A 15220-nucleotide genomic window follows, 5' to 3' on the forward strand; every position below is an offset into this window, starting at 1 on the left:
GCACGGGCAACCTGTGACCGATCGTCTACGAAGAGTGAGAACAGGGCGGAACGGGGGATGCGCATGCACGGACCGGCTTCGCCCGGCTGGCTGCTGGTGGCGCTGTGCGCGGCGACCGGGGCCTACTGCCTGCTGCGGATGCGCAGTCCCGTGGAGGAACAGCGGCGGGCCGCCGGCGGCGAGGCCCTGATGGGCTTCGGGATGGCCGCGATGGCCGTGCCCGCCGCGGTGTTCGCGCCGCCGTCGTGGGCCTGGCCCGGCTACGCGGCGGTGTTCGGCGCGGCGGCGCTGCGAGCCCTGTGGGCCGCGCGCAGGAGCCCGCACCATGTGCACCATCTGCTGGGCACCGCCGCCATGGTCTACATGGCGCTCGTGATGGGCGCCTCCCCCGGTCACCACCATGAGCACGAAGGGTCCGGAGTCCCGCTCGTGACAGGTGTGCTGCTCCTCTACTTCGTGGGATACGTGCTGCTGTCGGGCATACGACTGGTACCCGTCACCGGCGCGGCCGTAGGCGACGGCGGAAGCGTCGGATGGGGCGACCGACCGGAGTTGGCCCGGGCGTGCCGGCTGTCGATGGGGATCGCCATGGTCGCGATGCTCTTGACCCTCTGAGTGGCCGAGTGGCCGAGAGTCCACGGCACTGTACGAATTCGTGGTCTGCGTCACTTTGCCGTAACAAGCCGTACCCCTGATCACCGCAGCGCTCATAGGGTGCTCCCATGATGGTCCCCGCGGCACTGTTGCTGCTCGGCGCCCTGGCCGCCGTCGTCGCCCCACGGCTGCTCGCCCGGGCCGACTGGCCGGACCATGAGCCGGTGCTCGCGCTGTGGGTGTGGCAGTGCGTCGTGGCGGCCGTCCTCCTGTGCTGCGCCCTGTCGATGACGCTCAGCGCCGCCGCCGCTTGGCAGGCGGTGCGCGGCCACGTCTTCGCCAACGCCCCGCACGCCGTGCTGGACGCCTATCCCCTTGTGACGACCGGGCCCTGGGCCGCGGCCACCGCGGTGGCCCTCGCGTGCGGCGGCGCGTGGACGGTGGCGATGCTGGTCCGTGAGGTCCTACGGGCCCGGTCGCGGCGTCGGCGGCGAAGGGCCGAACTCCTCGTTCGCGCACCGCTGTTGCCCGGCGAGGAGCCGGGCGCCGAGCCGCTGGTCGTGCTGGAGGGCGAGCGCCCCGACGCGTGGTGGATGTCCGGCCCCGCGCCTCAACTGGTCATCACCACAGCCGCGTTGCGCCGGCTCAAGGGACGGCAGCTGGACTCCCTGCTCGCCCATGAACAGGGGCACGCGCTGGCCCGGCACGACTGGCTGCTGCACTGTTCGGCCGCGCTCGCGACCGGGTTCCCGCAGGTGCCGGTGTTCGCCGCGTTCCGGGACGAGATGCACCGCCTGGTCGAACTCTCCGCCGACGACATGGCCTCCCGCCGCTTCGGCCGCCTCACGACCGCGCTCGCACTCGTCGAACTCAACGAGGACCGTGGGGTGTTCGGGCCTTGCCCGACCCCGCATGCCCATGTCCCGCAGCGGGTGCACCGGTTGCTCGCGCCCCAGGACCGACTCACGACGACGCGCCGTCTGGGGCTGACCGCGACGGCGGCGCTGGTGCCGGTGATTCCGGTGCTGGTGGCGTTCGTACCGGGGCTGCGGGCGCTCGGCTGAGGTCGACGTGGATCGGCATGGAACGGTACAGATCGGCGAGGATCGTTCCATGCACCGTCCGCCCCTCCCTGCTCGCCGGCACACCACCGTCGCCCTTGCCCTGACTCTGACCCTGTGCTCCGCGCTGCTCCTCACCCTGGTCGCGGTCGAGTGGCGTCCGCTGATCGACCTCGACGGCCGGATCGCCGGAACGACGCACCGTTGGGCGGTCGAGCACCACGGGGTGACGCAGGTGTGCCGCATCCTCACGGACTGGGTCTGGGACCCTCTCACCCTGCGCCTTGTATGTGCGGCCACCATGATGTGGCTGGTGTGGCGGCGTTCCGCATGGTGGACAGCACTATGGCTGGCGGCTACATGTGCGCTCGGCACACTGTTGCAGCAGTCCCTGAAGGCACTGGTCGGACGCCCTCGCCCGGTGTGGCCCGACCCCGTCGACTCCGCCCATTACGCGGCCTTCCCCTCGGGCCACGCCATGACCGCAACGGTGGTCTGCGGCCTCCTCCTGTGGCTGCTGCACCGTCACGACCCCGGACGCGCTGTGTGGCGTACGGCCATGATCCTGGCCGTGATCTCCGTGGCGGGTGTGGGGCTGACCCGTGTGTGGCTGGGTGTGCACTGGCCGTCGGACGTGGTGGGCGGCTGGGTTCTGGGGGCGTTGGTGGTGGCGGTGGCTGTCGGGGGCTACGAACGACGGTGGGCGTGAGTGAGAGGCTGAGTAAGATCACCGCATGAATGCCGTCCTCTTCGACTTCTCCGGAACCCTCTTCCGTATCGAGTCCACCGAGTCCTGGCTGCGTGCCGTACTGCGGGAGACCGGGATCGCGCTGCCCGAGCCGGAGTTGACCGAGGCGGCGCGGGCACTGGAGTCGGCGGGGGCGATGCCGGGTGGGGCACGCCCGGAGCGGCTGCCCGCGGAGTTCGCCGAGATCTGGGCGGTCAAGGACGAGAGTGCCGAGCTGCACCGGGCCGCGTTCACCGGCGTCTCCCGCCAAGTTCCCCTCCCCGACCCGGCGTTGCACGACGCGCTGTACGACCGGCACATGAAGCCAACCGCCTGGACGCCGTACCCGGACGCGGAATTCGTGCTGCGGACACTGCGTGAGCGCGGCATCGCCGTGGGTGTGGTGAGCAACATCGGCTGGGATCTGCGGCCGGTGTTCCGCGAGCACGGCCTCGACATCTACGTGGACACGTACGCACTGTCGTACGAACACGGCGTTCAGAAGCCGGACCCGCGGCTGTTCGCGGTTGCCTGTGAGGCGCTCGGGGCCGACCCTAAGGACGTGCTGATGGTCGGCGACGAGCGACGCTCGGACAGTGGGGCGGCGGCCCTGGGCTGCCGGGTGCACTTCGTGGACCACCGCCCGGTGGCCGAACGGCCGGACGCCCTGCGTCCCGTGCTCGACCTGGTCGGTCAGGGCTGAGCCGGGGCCGGCCCGAGAAGTCCAGGAGCCGGCCCCGCCCGCCGAGTCACCCCTGATATCCCTCCACCTCGGACTCCGGGCGTACCCGCGCCTCGTCCGGGTTCTCACCGAACTCCACCTTGGCGCGGCGCTGCCTCAACAGGTCCCAGCACTGGTCGAGTTCGCGTTCCAGCTGGCCGAGGCGCTGGTGCTCCGTGGTGCTGTCGATCGTGCCGGAGGCGAGGGCCTCCCGGAGCTTGCGCTCGTCGTCGACCATCTCGTTGATCCGCGCGAAAATCTGCTGGTCCTGGTCCATGCCCGTGCGCCTCCTCGGCTCGTCACCCGTGCCCACTCTAGGGACGGATCACGTGCCGTGCGACAGATGTGTGAGAAGGCGGCGCCGGACGCCGGCCCAAAGGTCGCCCAAGGTAACCATTGGGGTGAAAGGAGCCGCCCGCCTGAGACGATCCCCCGCGTCGCCCCAGACGGACGGCAGCATTCGACGGGCCCTCGCGACGGGGACCCGTACGTCCTGAGTATAGTTGGCTGATAGCCAGTCAACGCAGGAGTTACAGCATGTCCCCGCGAAGCGCCTCGGTCAATGAAGAGTTGCGACGGCGTTCCCGGGAGCGGCTTCTGCAGGCGGCTGTCGAGCTGGTCGGTGAACGCGGCTTCGAGGCCACCACCTTGGGCGACATCGCGGACCGGGCCGGCTCGGCGCGTGGGCTGGTGTCGTACTACTTCCCCGGAAAACGCCAGTTGGTGCAGTCCGCCGTGCACCGGTTGATGCACCGCACACTCGAGGAGGCGCTGGAGCGCGAGCCGCGCACCACGGACGGGCGGGAGCGCATGGCGCGGGCCATCGACGCGATCCTGGGCCTCGCGCACGACCGGCCCGTGCTGATGCGCCAGCACATGGCGGGGCTCCTCCAGGGCGAGGGCTTCGTGCAGTGCCCTGAGCAGCGGCGGCTGGCCGAACTGCTCGGGGGGACGATCGCGCGGTACAGGTCGGGGAACGACCCGTCCGACTACCCGATGCTGCGAGCCCTCCTCATGGGCGCGGTCTACGCGGCGCTCGTGCCCGGGGTGCCGATGCCGATCCCGGTGCTGCGTACCGAGTTGTTCCAACGGTACGAACTGGACTGGGAGTTGGGGATCCCACCCGACAACGGCACCCCGCGCCCGGCGGCCGACACGGACCTCTCACGGTTCTTCGCGACGGACGACCGGCCGGCCGACGACCGTCCCGCCGAGCCCACCGCCACATAGCCCGCCCACTCGACCAAGCAGCTCAGCGCCGCGCGTGACGAGGTGTCAGATAACCCGCGTCGCGCGCCTGCGAGATGAGCCGGAGCGAGCGGCGTCGGCTGTGTCCGGTCGCGCACATCACCGCGAGGACGGGATCGACGCCCTCCTCCTGTGCGGCGCGGTACTCCTGGGCGACCAGCCACCGTCCCTCGATGCCACGTGGCCAGGGCGGCCGGGCCCGGCGCGCTCCGACCGGCCCGGCTCCTTCCTCGCCTTCGTACGCGGACCCCGGCTCCAGGCCGCACGCCTCGAAGAGCGGCCCCTCGATCCAGTCGGCCAGCACCGTCAAGTCGTCGAGGGACAGGGCGGGTTGGGCCCGTACGTCCTCGACGGAGAGGCCCTGGTCGGAGACCACGGCGAGGGCGTCGACCCGGGCGCCGTCGGTGAAGGCCAGCCGGACGTGGAACCACGAGGTGGCACCGTCGTGCTCCTGCACTTCCCACGCGGGCCACACGGACACCGCGCCGTCCTCCGGGCAGCGATCGGAAAGATTAACAAAGGATGCTTCTAGCACACACGCAACGTAACCGCATGATCACATTCCATACGAACGGACACGCGCGCCCCCGTCGCGTACGGGTCCGCACGGCACCCTGTCAGCGGAGCCCCTGCGGTGGGACCCTGGAGTTGCCAGCGGTCTGACGATTCGCCGATCTCCTGTGTGCCTGACGGGTGAGGAGTTCCGCCGTGCTGCGTGTCGCCGTCGTCGGTTCCGGGCCGAGTGGGGTCTACACCGCCCAGAGCCTGGTCCAGCGGGAGCCAGGGGTGCTGGTCGACGTCCTGGACCGGCTCCCGTGCCCGTACGGGCTGGTGCGCTACGGCGTGGCGCCGGACCACGAGAAGATCAAGTCGCTGCAGAACAATCTGCGGACGGTGCTGGAGCACGAGCGGGTGCGGTTCCTCGGCGGGGTGCAGGTGGGGCCCGGCGGGCTGCCGGCCGCGCGGCTGCGGGAGCTGTACGACGCGGTCGTGTACTGCGTGGGCGCCGCCACCGACCGCCATCTGGGGATTCCCGGCGAGGAGCTGCCGGGCAGCTGGTCGGCGACCGAGTTCGTGTCCTGGTACAGCGCCCATCCGGACTCCACCGCCGACGGTTTCGTGCTCGGCGCACGCTCGGCCGTGGTCGTCGGCGTGGGCAATGTCGCGGTGGACGTCACGCGGATACTGGCGCGCGGCACGGCCGAGCTGAGCCGTACCGACATCCCGCAGGCGGCGCTCGCCGCGCTGGCCGCGAGCGGGGTGACGGACATCCACATGGTGGGCCGGCGAGGTCCCTCGCAGGCCCGCTTCACCACCAAGGAGCTGCGCGAGCTGGGCGGTCTGCCGGACACCGAAGTGACCGTGAATCCCGCCGAGTTGGCGCTCGACCCGGACTCCATGGACCCCTCCGCCCTGCCCGCAGCGCAACGCCGCAACGTGGAGACGCTTCGCTCCTGGGCGGCCCTGCCTCCCTCGGGAGCCGCCCGCCGTATCCACCTCCGCTTCTTCCTCCGTCCCGTCGAATTCCTCGCCGACGCGGGGCGGGTGGGCGCGGTGCGCTTCGAGCGGACCGCGCCGGACGGGCGGGGCGGGGTGCGCGGCACGGGTCAACTGGAGGACTTCGAGGCGCAGTTGGTGCTGCGTTCGGTGGGCTATCGCGGGGTGCCGCTGGACGGGCTGCCGTTCGATGCCGAGCTCGGCGTCGTGCCGCACCGGGCGGGCCGTGTCCTGCGCGAGAAGAGGGCCGTACCCGGCGAGTACGTGGCCGGCTGGATCAAGCGGGGCCCGACGGGCGTCATCGGCACCAACCGCCCGGACGCGAAGGAGACGGTGACGTCCCTGTTGGAGGACGCGTCCACGCTCGTACGACATGAAGCGTCCGAGGACCCGCTCACCGCGCTGCGCGCCGAGGGGATCGAGCCGGTCGGGTGGGCCGGGTGGGAGGCGATCGAGCGGGCCGAGGCCGAGCTGGGGGCCTCGCTCGGGCGGGGCGGTGTGGTGAAACTGCCTGGCTGGGAGGCCCTTCGGGAGGCGGTGCGGGCGTCGCGCGCATAACGGATGGGCATGACACACGGCGGCAACACCTCAGAAATCAACAAACTGTTCAAGGCGCTTACGGTCTCGTGCTGTCCACACGTTTCTCCCCTCCCCCTCCTCCCCTCTCCGCCGCTCAGGAGTGCCCATGGCAACGACCACACCCGTGCATCCCGTCGACGAGGTCCCACCCGTACGGCAGTTGGCCGCCTTCGGGCTCCAGCACGTGCTCGCGATGTACGCGGGCGCGGTGGCGGTTCCGCTGATCGTCGGCGGGGCGATGAAGCTGTCGGCCGCCGATCTGGCGTATCTGATCACCGCGGACCTGCTGGTGTGCGGTATCGCGACGCTCATCCAGTGCGTCGGCTTCTGGCGGTTCGGGGTGCGGCTGCCGATCATGCAGGGCTGTACGTTCGCGGCCGTGTCGCCGATGGTGCTGATCGGTACGACGGGCGGCGGACTGCCCGCGATCTACGGCTCCGTGATCGTCGCGGGGCTCGCAATCGCGCTCCTGGCACCGGTGTTCGGCAAGCTGCTGCGCTTCTTCCCGCCGCTCGTGACCGGCACGGTGATCCTGATCATCGGTCTGTCGCTGCTGCCCGCGGCGGGCAACTGGGCGGCGGGCGGCCAGGGTTCGAAGAACTTCGGCGAGCCGAAGAACCTCGCTCTCGCGGCCTTCGTGCTCGTCGTCGTGCTGGGCGTGCAGCGGTTCGCGCCCGCGTTCCTGAGCCGGATCGCGGTGCTGATCGGCATGGCCGTGGGGCTGGTGGCCGCGGTGGTGTTCGGGTTCACGGACTTCAGCGGGGTCGGGGACGCCGACTGGGTCGGCATCAGCACGCCGTTCCACTTCGGCACGCCCACATTCCACGCCTCGGCGATCGTGTCGATGCTGGTGGTGGCGCTGGTGACGATGACGGAGACGACCGGAGACCTGATCGCCGTCGGCGAGATGACCGACCGGAAGATCGAGCCGCGCTCCCTCGCGGACGGCCTGCGCGCCGACGGCCTGTCCACCGTCCTCGGCGGGATCTTCAACACCTTCCCGTACACCGCGTACGCCCAGAACGTCGGCCTCGTCGGCATGACCCGGGTCCGCAGCCGCTGGGTCGTCGCGGTCGCGGGCGGCATCCTCGTCGTCCTCGGTCTGCTGCCCAAGCTGGGCGCGGTCGTCGCCGCGATACCGGCACCGGTGCTCGGCGGCGCGGGCCTGGTCATGTTCGGCACGGTCGCCGCGAGCGGCATCCGCACCCTGACCCAGGTCGACTTCAAGGACAACCACAACCTCACCGTCGTCGCCGTCTCGGTGGCCGTGGGCATGCTGCCGGTCGGCGTGCCGACGGTGTACGCGCAGTTCCCGGACTGGTTCCAGACGGTGATGAACAGCGGCATCAGCGCGGGCTGCCTGACGGCGATCGTGCTGAACCTGGTGTTCAACCACCTTGCGGTGAAGGGGAGTTCGACGAGTGCTGCGGTGGCCGTGGAGAAGTCGCCGGAGGAGGTCGCCTAGACACCGAGGCAAGGGGTGGTCACGCGGGCCGGTCGGAGATCGGCCACGCGGCCAGTCGTTCCTGCAGACGCGCGTGCCGGAACTCGTACACGGCTCCGATCTGCCGCAGCACACCCCGGCGATGCGCCCCGTCGAGGAAACCCATGAGCCGCCAGGGCAGCCGGCCGGTCCCGCACAGCCACAGGCGCGTGACCAGGAACCAGCCCCAGGCGCTCAGGGCCAACGCCAGGGGCGCCACAGCCACCAGGACGAAGCCCGAGAACGTCACCATGTCCCCGCCGGTGGTCAACCAGGCCAAGGGCGCCGGGATGGTGACAAGGAGCGTCAGGGTCGCGCCGACCGCGCCGAACAGCGCCAGGAGCACCACGCGGCTCACCGCCGTGGCCCGGTCGGCTCGCAGCCCGTCCAGCGGTGTACCGACCTGGGTGACTTCGGTGGGAGTCACCAGCCGCCCGTGCAGAGCCGCCGTCGCCCCGCCCACGAGTCCCAGGGACAGGCCGAAGGAAAGACCGGTCAGGAGGGCACCCCCGAAGAGCACGCCGGGGGTGCCCCTCAGCAGCCACTCCCCGGCGGCGAGCGGCATTGCGTTCTCCGGATCGAAGCTCTCCGCGAAGGTGCCGCCCGGGAGCTTGACCAGCAGGTCCTCGTCGCCGGGGCGCAGCTCCAGCTCGACCGGGCTGTGAAAGGTCTCGCACCAGGCGTCGCACGGCTCGTCGAGGGTCTGGGCGTAGACGGAACCGTCGGACCGCCGGTCGACTCTCCAGTCCGTCGCCGCGGCGGCGATGGCGACGCGGGTCCCGTCCGGCAGCCGGGCGTGTTTCCAGCCGTCGGGCGTCACCAGTACGGAACGCCGGTCCGTGTTGACGTCCCACACCCCACCCGGCGGGGACTCCGGGGAGGCCGCCGAGCGACCCGCGAGGGTGACGGCGAGCGCGGTGCCGAACACCATGCCCCGCAGGAGTCCGGCCGCCAGTCCGCGCGCCATCGCCCGGCCCGGGACGCCGAACGGACGTGGCCCGCGCGGGCCACGGGTCGGCGCGTCCCGCCCCTGAGCATGACCGGCGACACCCGGGTACCGCCGGACCGCGAGCGCCGCGCCGAGTCCGCCGGCCACCCCGCACACAATGCTGACCTGGACGGGCAGCAAGAAGGCCACGGGAATCAGCACACCGAGCGCCGCAGCCAGGAGCACCAGCAGAATTCCCAGGACCCACCGCCAGGAACGGCCCCCTCGGCCGGCCCGCATCGGCACGATGACGGGTACCGGCCTGCCGAGCAGGCCCGGCACCGCGAGCACGGTGGCCAGTGCCGGCCCGCTGACCAGGGCGATCGCGATCGTCGACAGATGTTCGAACCGTATCGGCGTGGTGGTGAACTCCCGCCCGTCCAGGGTGCTGGAATCGACCCGGCACACGCGCGTCCGCGCCAGCGCTTTTCAGCGCGACAGCAGTCCTGTCGGCACCGCCCCCGCCAGCACCTTGTACCCCGCCGGATTCAGATGCAGCCAGTCGCCGACCTGGAGGGACGCGAGCAGGCGGCGCGGGTCGGCGGGGTCGCGTACGGCGCGGTCGAAGTCGAGGACCGCGTCGAAGTGGCCGGAGGTTCGGATCCAGGTGTTGACCGTCCGGCGGGAGGACTCTCGTACGCCGGCCGGGTCGTCGTAGGAGTTGCCGCCGAAGGGGAGCAGCGTCGCGCCGTAGACGCGGATGCCCTGCGCGTGGGCGCGGACCACGATCTGATCGTAGGCGGCCAACAGGTCTTCGGTGAGGCGGAGTTGGGCGGCGGGAGTCGCGTCGGCGGTGCCGATGTCGTTGACGCCCTCGAAGACGATGAGGCGGGTGACTCCGCTGCGGGAGAGGACGTCGCGGTCGAGGCGGGCGAGGACGTTGGGGCCGAGTCCGTCGTTGAGGACCCGGTTTCCGCCCGCCGCCTGGTTCAGGATCGCTACGGCGGCGGTCGCGGGGTGGGCCCGGAGGCGGTCGTGGAGCTGGTCGGGCCAGCGGTCGTTGCCGTTGGTCGTGGAGCCGCGCCCGTCGGTGAGCGAGTCGCCCAGGATCGCCACGGCCGTGGTGGTGCGCGGGGCCAGCACCTCGACGTCGCTCAGCAGGTACCAGTGGTCGACCGGGGTCGCACCGGGCAGGTCCTCGTCCCGTGTGTGGTCGCCGAGTTGGAGATACGACGTCGTGCGCGAGCCCGGGTGCGAGGTGAGCGCTAGTGATGGCTGGCCCGTCGCCAGGTAGGTCGTCACGGTCAGGACGGAGGCTGCGGGCAGGTCCAAGTCCAGCGGATCCGAGACCAGTTGGGCACCGACCGGCACGGCCGCCGAGCCGCGCCCGGCGAAGGTGACCGGCCTGCCGCTGCCGGGCACTATCGCGCTCGCGCCCGTCCTGCCGTCCAGCGGGAGAGCCACCGTCACCGCGGTGAGCGGCAGCGGGGTGTCGCCGTAGGCGTTGGAGAAGCGCAGGCGCAGGGTGCGGCCTCCGGTGGTGATGCGGAGCGTCTGACGGAGTGTGGTGTCGACCAGGACGGACCTGGTCCCGGTGAAGGGCGCGGGCGGCAGGTTGCCGGGCTCGGTGAGCTGGGGCATCGCCGTCCAGGTGTTCACCCAGTGCGAGCCGGGGCGGGCCGAACCGGCCTCGGCACGCAGCGAGTTGGGGGCTGTCAGCGCCGAGGTCGTGGCGCCGATCACGGTCCGTCTCGTGAGGTGCACGGAATCCGCCTTCCTCGAAAAGGAGTGGGGTGCGGGTCAACCGACCGTGCAGGCGGTCCCGTTGAGCGCGTAGGCGGTGGGCGCGGCGCTGTTGCCGGTGTGGTTCGCCTGGTAGCCGATGGTCACGCTCGCGTTCGGGGCGATCGTGCCGTCGTACGACGCGTTGGTGGCCGTCACCGTGCCCGAGGCCGGGGCGTAGGCGGCGCCCCAGCCGTTGGTGATGGTCTGGCCGGCGGGCAGGGTGAAGCCGAGCTGCCAGCCGTTCACCGTGCTCGTGCCGGTGTTGGTGATCGTCACGGAGGCGGTGAGGCCGGTGTTCCAGGCGCTGGTCGTGACCGTCACCTTGCAGGGACCGGTCGAGGGCGGGGGCGTGGTGCCGCCGCCGGACAGGCCGAAGAAGGTGAGGACGCGGGCACCCATGCCGTAGGTGTAGAGGTTGTGGGTGACGCCCTGGAGGCTGATCGCCTCGACGGGGGCCTGGTCACCGGTGGCGCCGTAGCGGGTGCGGGTCCAGCCGGTGGCCGGGGAGTCGGTGGCGGCCGGGGTCTGGCTGACGCCCAGCACGTTCGTCCACTGTTTGATCTCCTCGCCGAAGTTCGGGTAGCGCAGGGTGTCGTCGGCGGTGCCGTGCCAGAGCTGCATGCGGGGGCGGGGGCCGGTGTAGCCCGGGTCGGCGCCGCGCACCAAGTCGCCCCACTGCTGCGGGGTTTGGACGACCGTGCCATTGGCGCAGGCGGTGTTCCACTCGGAGCCGTCGGTGGTGGCGAAGCAGCCGAACGGCACACCGGCGAAGGCGGCGCCGGCCGCGAAGACGTCGGGATAGTCGCCGAGCAGGACGTTCGTCATCATCGCGCCGGAGGAGATGCCCAGGGCGAAGACGCGGCCCGGGTCGGCGGAGTAGGTGCTCTTCACCCAGTCGACCATGGACTTGATGCCGACCGGGTCGCTGCCGCCGTCGCGGTGCAGCGCCTGGGGCGAGGAGACGTCGAAGCATTTGCTGGCGCGGGTGACCGACGGGTAGACGACGATGAATCCCAACTGGTCGGCCAGCGAGGCGCATTCGGTGCCGGAGTACATCGCCGGGCCCGATCCCCCGCAGTAGTGCACGGCCACGACGACCGCCGGGTGGGCGGTGACGGCGGCCGGGACGTAGACGTACATCTGGAGGTTGCTGGGGTTGGTGCCGAAGCCGGTGACCTCGGTGAGGGTCGCGGTGGGGACGGCCTCGGCGCGGGCGGCGGCCGGGGGCGCCAGCAGGGTCAGGGCCGCGAGCAACGGCACCAGCGCTCCGAAGAGGGCGACGAGTACCGAACGGGGCTTCTTCCGGGCGGACTTGGGGGTGTGGGCGGCGGCTGTGGGGCGCACGTCATCGTCCCTTCCTGATCGCGGCTCGTGGGGCATCGTTCAGGGCGAACAATCGGCATCGTGACATGCACATGAGCGGCATGGAATCGCTCCCACACTCCGAATACTTTCGCGCGGGTCGTTGACTAGAAAGCGCTTGCACTCTACGTTCCGTTCAGAAGTGTGACCGCGCGGTCCTTCATGGCGTACATCGTTCACGTATCCGATCACCCATGCCCTCCCGAAGGGACGCACCCGCATGCGTACTCGTAGATCAGCCCTGACGGCGGTCGCGCTCGCCGCGACGGCCGTGCTCGCACTCCCCCACTCCGCCGCCGCGGCCGACACCTCACCGGTCGGCTTCGGCGCCGGCACGACCGGCGGCGGCAGCGCCACGGCGGTCACGGTGTCGACGCTGGACGCCTTCAAGTCGGCTGTCACCGGCAGCACTTCGAAGGTGGTGAAGGTCAACGGCCTGATCCCGCTGAGCGGTCAGGTCGACATCGGGTCCAACACGACCGTCCTGGGCGTGGGTTCGGCGTCCGGGTTCACCGGCGGCGGGCTGCGCCTGAAGAAGGTGACGAACGTCGTCGTGCGCAACCTGAACATCAGCAAGCCGGTCGCGCCCGCCGACGGCATCACCGTGCAGGCCTCGACGAAGGTATGGATCGACCACAACGCCTTCTCGTCCGACCTCGACCACGGCAAGGACTACTACGACGGCCTGCTCGACATCACGCACGCCTCCGACTACGTCACCGTCTCCTGGAACACCTTCAAGAACCACTACAAGGGTTCGCTCGTCGGCCACAGCGACAACAACGCGAGCGAGGACACCGGGCATCTGCGGGTGACGTACCACCACAACTGGTTCGACCAGGTCAACTCCCGTATCCCCAGCCTGCGTTTCGGCACCGGGCACTTCTACGACAACTACGTCGTCGGCGCCGAGACCGCCGTGCACTCGCGCATGGGCGCCCAGATGTTCGTCCAGAACAACGTCTTCCGCGACACGGAGGTCGCCGTCACCACGAACCGGGACAGCGACGTGGACGGCTACGCCAACCTCAGCGGCAACGACCTCGGCGGAGCCGCCACCGAGATCTCGCAGGTCGGCACGTTCACCAGCCCGCCGTACAGCTACACCGCCGAGCCCGCCTCGACCGTCGTCGCCTCGGTGACGTCCGGCGCGGGCACCGGAAAGCTCTGACCACCCCCCCAACTCGGAGAAGGAATCGGGACATGACTTCTTCCCTACGGCCACGCGCGCTCACCGGTGCGGCGACGGCCTTCGGACTCTCACTTGGCATGATCATGGCATCCGGCGCGCTCTCGCCGGCCAGTGCCGCCACCTGGCCCACCGCGAGCGGCAGCCAGGCCGTCACCTCGACCATCTCGGTCTCGGGCACCAAGGACTACGGGATGCTGCGCCTGTACGGCAGCGGTGACCTGGGCACGGGCAGCCAGGACGAGGACCAGGGGCCGATCCTGGAGCTGGCCGCCGGTGCCGTCGTCAAGAACGTCATCATCGGCTCCCCCGCCGCCGACGGCATCCACTGCCTGGGCGCCTGCACGCTGCAGAACGTGTGGTGGGAGGACGTCGGTGAGGACGCGGCGACCTTCCTGGGCTCCGCGTCGTCCAACGTGTACACCGTCAACGGCGGTGGCGCGAAGGAGGCCAGCGACAAGGTGTTCCAGTTCAACGGCGCCGGCACGCTGAACGTCTCCAACTTCGCGGCGCAGACCTTCGGCACGTTCGTCCGCTCGTGCGGCAACTGCAAGACGCAGTACAAGCGCACGATCAACCTCAACACCATCGAGGCGACCTACAAGGGCAGCCGGATCGTCGGCATCAACACCAACTACGGCGACAGCGCGACCCTGAAGGCGATCACGATCGTCGGGGACACCAGCAAGAAGATGATCCCCTGTCAGAAGTACATCGGGAACAACACGGGCGCGGAGCCGACGACCAACGGCACGGGCGCGGACGGCACTTACTGCAAGTACGCGACCTCGGACATCACCTACAAGTGAGCCCACCGCGGTGACGGCGGCCGCCCGAAGCGTCCCCGCACGGCGCTTCGCACGGCCGCCGTCACCGTACGGGCCGACCGGCAAGGTCACCGGTTCCGTCGCGGCGGCCGGGAACGAGGGCTACGGCCTGGCGATCTCTTGCCGGAGCCGATGCGTGAAGCGACGCAACAGGTCCGGCGTCTCCCGGAATTCGGCCCGATGGTCGGCCTTGCCGTCGGCGGGCCGGGTGCTCCAGACCCGACGTGCGAGAGCGTCGGCGAGATCGACGGTCTCGGCGGCACAGAGCGGGTGGAGGGCCGAGCGCGCCTCCTGCACCCGGTTCGCCAACTCGTCGGCTCCGGGACCGTCGTCACTCAGCTGTGGGTCCTTCAGATGGTCCGGCAGCTGAACCAGGGCTGTGTTGACGCGGATTCCGGCTTTCAGCTTCTTGTCGACTCCCCGGATTCCCCAGCACCGTCGCGATCAACTCCCGCCTGTGGCTGGTGTATCCGGCGCGCAGGGCGGGGCCCGGCCAGTCCGCGGGCAGGAGTTCGGGGGGCAGGACCGGGTCGGCGAGCAAGTGGCGTACGACGGCGGCGAGTACGGTGAATCGGTCGGCCGGACGGTCGGCGGTGGCGTCGATCCGGGCGAGCAGCGCCTCGGCCGTCTTCGCCCAGGGCTCAAGTGGCCACAGGTTCCCGGCCAGTTGGCGGGCCGACTCCTCCGGCCGGGTGGTGAAGTGCCGGGCGACCGCTCCGAGTTCGTCCGGTCGGGGTCGTAGCAGATTGGCCGGGCGGAGCCAGACTCCCTCGCGGAGTTCCGCGAGCCGCAGGGCGGTCAACCTGGCGCGCAGTTCGGCGCGTTCGGCGGGGCCGCGGCCGGTCGCGGTGACGACGGTCATCTCCCAGTCGCCGTCCCAGGGGCGGGTCTCGGGGTGTACGGCGATGTCCTGGCGGCGCTGGCGTTCCAGCAGGCGGTCACTGAGCCGGTAGACGGCGTCCGTGCTCCGCAGGTCTCCGGCCGCGACCATCCGGCTGAGCGCGGCCCGCAGGGTGGATCCGGCCACACCGAGCGGCTCGACGGCCCGCAGCAGATCCCGTACGGACAGCTCGGGCGGATGCGTGCCCAGCAGCAGACTGAGGACGACCGAGCGCGCGGACAACGGACGCAGGTCCACCTCACCGGGCCCTTCCGACTCGTTCATCCGCATGGCCTCGTACTCTACGGGGCAGCCATCGTGTTACATCATTGATGCGAC

At 70.7% G+C, this 15220-nt stretch carries 16 protein-coding genes; 9 read left to right on the plus strand and 7 right to left on the minus strand.

Annotation, left to right across the window (positions count from 1 at the left end):
* Positions 1–63: 63 nt before the first annotated feature.
* The 4 genes from ACQHII_RS05830 to ACQHII_RS05845 all read left to right on the plus strand — a co-directional run bounded on the left by ACQHII_RS05830 (position 64) and on the right by ACQHII_RS05845 (position 3085).
* A complete protein-coding gene (locus ACQHII_RS05830) occupies positions 64–615 on the plus strand; it encodes a DUF5134 domain-containing protein (protein WP_427918210.1) in 552 nt (183 codons plus the stop codon).
* A gap of 107 nt (positions 616–722) precedes the next feature.
* Positions 723–1658: a M56 family metallopeptidase gene (locus tag ACQHII_RS05835; RefSeq protein WP_427918211.1), complete on the plus strand. Its 936-nt coding sequence runs from the start codon at positions 723–725 to the stop codon at positions 1656–1658.
* A 49-nt stretch (positions 1659–1707) separates the two neighbouring features.
* On the plus strand, positions 1708–2364 hold the full coding sequence (locus ACQHII_RS05840) for a phosphatase PAP2 family protein (RefSeq protein ID WP_427918212.1): 657 nt from the start codon (positions 1708–1710) through the stop codon (positions 2362–2364).
* Between the two features lie 25 nt (positions 2365–2389).
* A complete protein-coding gene (locus ACQHII_RS05845) occupies positions 2390–3085 on the plus strand; it encodes an HAD family hydrolase (protein WP_427918213.1) in 696 nt (231 codons plus the stop codon).
* A 46-nt stretch (positions 3086–3131) separates the two neighbouring features.
* On the opposite strand, the gene ACQHII_RS05850 is transcribed toward ACQHII_RS05845, so the two are convergent.
* Complete coding sequence (locus tag ACQHII_RS05850; RefSeq protein WP_019069429.1) at positions 3132–3380, minus strand: DUF2630 family protein; 249 nt, start codon at positions 3378–3380, stop codon at positions 3132–3134.
* 260 nt (positions 3381–3640) lie between these two features.
* Here ACQHII_RS05850 and ACQHII_RS05855 point away from each other — a divergent pair, with 260 nt between their 5' ends.
* On the plus strand, positions 3641–4333 hold the full coding sequence (locus ACQHII_RS05855; RefSeq protein WP_427918214.1) for a TetR/AcrR family transcriptional regulator: 693 nt from the start codon (positions 3641–3643) through the stop codon (positions 4331–4333).
* 22 nt (positions 4334–4355) lie between these two features.
* Here the strand turns inward: ACQHII_RS05855 and ACQHII_RS05860 are convergent, their stop codons facing one another.
* Positions 4356–4832, minus strand: a complete 477-nt coding sequence (locus ACQHII_RS05860) for a DUF6214 family protein (RefSeq protein ID WP_427918215.1) — start codon at positions 4830–4832, stop codon at positions 4356–4358.
* A 227-nt stretch (positions 4833–5059) separates the two neighbouring features.
* On the opposite strand from ACQHII_RS05860, the gene ACQHII_RS05865 reads away from it, so the two are divergent.
* Together ACQHII_RS05865 and ACQHII_RS05870 are read left to right on the plus strand one after the other, a co-directional pair.
* Positions 5060–6406: an FAD-dependent oxidoreductase gene (locus tag ACQHII_RS05865; protein ID WP_427918216.1), complete on the plus strand. Its 1347-nt coding sequence runs from the start codon at positions 5060–5062 to the stop codon at positions 6404–6406.
* Positions 6407–6533: 127 nt separating this feature from the next.
* Positions 6534–7892, plus strand: coding sequence for a nucleobase:cation symporter-2 family protein (locus tag ACQHII_RS05870; protein WP_427918217.1), 1359 nt, complete (start codon positions 6534–6536; stop codon positions 7890–7892).
* 19 nt (positions 7893–7911) lie between these two features.
* Here ACQHII_RS05870 and ACQHII_RS05875 read toward each other — a convergent pair whose 3' ends face one another.
* Genes ACQHII_RS05875 through ACQHII_RS05885 form a run of 3 tightly spaced genes read right to left on the minus strand, consistent with a single transcriptional unit; the run spans position 7912 to position 11967 of the window.
* A complete protein-coding gene (locus ACQHII_RS05875; protein ID WP_427918218.1) occupies positions 7912–9306 on the minus strand; it encodes a hypothetical protein in 1395 nt (464 codons plus the stop codon).
* A gap of 21 nt (positions 9307–9327) precedes the next feature.
* Positions 9328–10602, minus strand: a complete 1275-nt coding sequence (locus tag ACQHII_RS05880) for an SGNH/GDSL hydrolase family protein (protein ID WP_427918219.1) — start codon at positions 10600–10602, stop codon at positions 9328–9330.
* A gap of 36 nt (positions 10603–10638) precedes the next feature.
* Positions 10639–11967: an extracellular catalytic domain type 1 short-chain-length polyhydroxyalkanoate depolymerase gene (locus ACQHII_RS05885; RefSeq protein WP_427918220.1), complete on the minus strand. Its 1329-nt coding sequence runs from the start codon at positions 11965–11967 to the stop codon at positions 10639–10641.
* A 238-nt stretch (positions 11968–12205) separates the two neighbouring features.
* Between ACQHII_RS05885 and ACQHII_RS05890 the strand changes: the two genes are divergently transcribed.
* On the plus strand, positions 12206–13156 hold the full coding sequence (locus ACQHII_RS05890; RefSeq protein WP_427918221.1) for a pectate lyase family protein: 951 nt from the start codon (positions 12206–12208) through the stop codon (positions 13154–13156).
* Between the two features lie 32 nt (positions 13157–13188).
* The gene (locus ACQHII_RS05895; RefSeq protein WP_427918222.1) at positions 13189–13983 is read left to right on the plus strand and encodes a pectate lyase; all 795 of its coding nucleotides are present in this window, start codon (positions 13189–13191) and stop codon (positions 13981–13983) included.
* Positions 13984–14103: 120 nt separating this feature from the next.
* Here the strand turns inward: ACQHII_RS05895 and ACQHII_RS05900 are convergent, their stop codons facing one another.
* On the minus strand, positions 14104–14310 hold the full coding sequence (locus ACQHII_RS05900) for a hypothetical protein (RefSeq protein WP_427918223.1): 207 nt from the start codon (positions 14308–14310) through the stop codon (positions 14104–14106).
* 22 nt (positions 14311–14332) lie between these two features.
* A complete protein-coding gene (locus tag ACQHII_RS05905) occupies positions 14333–15172 on the minus strand; it encodes a PaaX family transcriptional regulator C-terminal domain-containing protein (protein WP_427918224.1) in 840 nt (279 codons plus the stop codon).
* Between the last annotated feature and the right edge of the window lie 48 nt (positions 15173–15220).

Origin of the sequence: Streptomyces sp. cg40 (assembly GCF_050320165.1) — a bacterium.
Lineage (GTDB): Bacteria > Actinomycetota > Actinomycetes > Streptomycetales > Streptomycetaceae > Streptomyces > Streptomyces hokutonensis.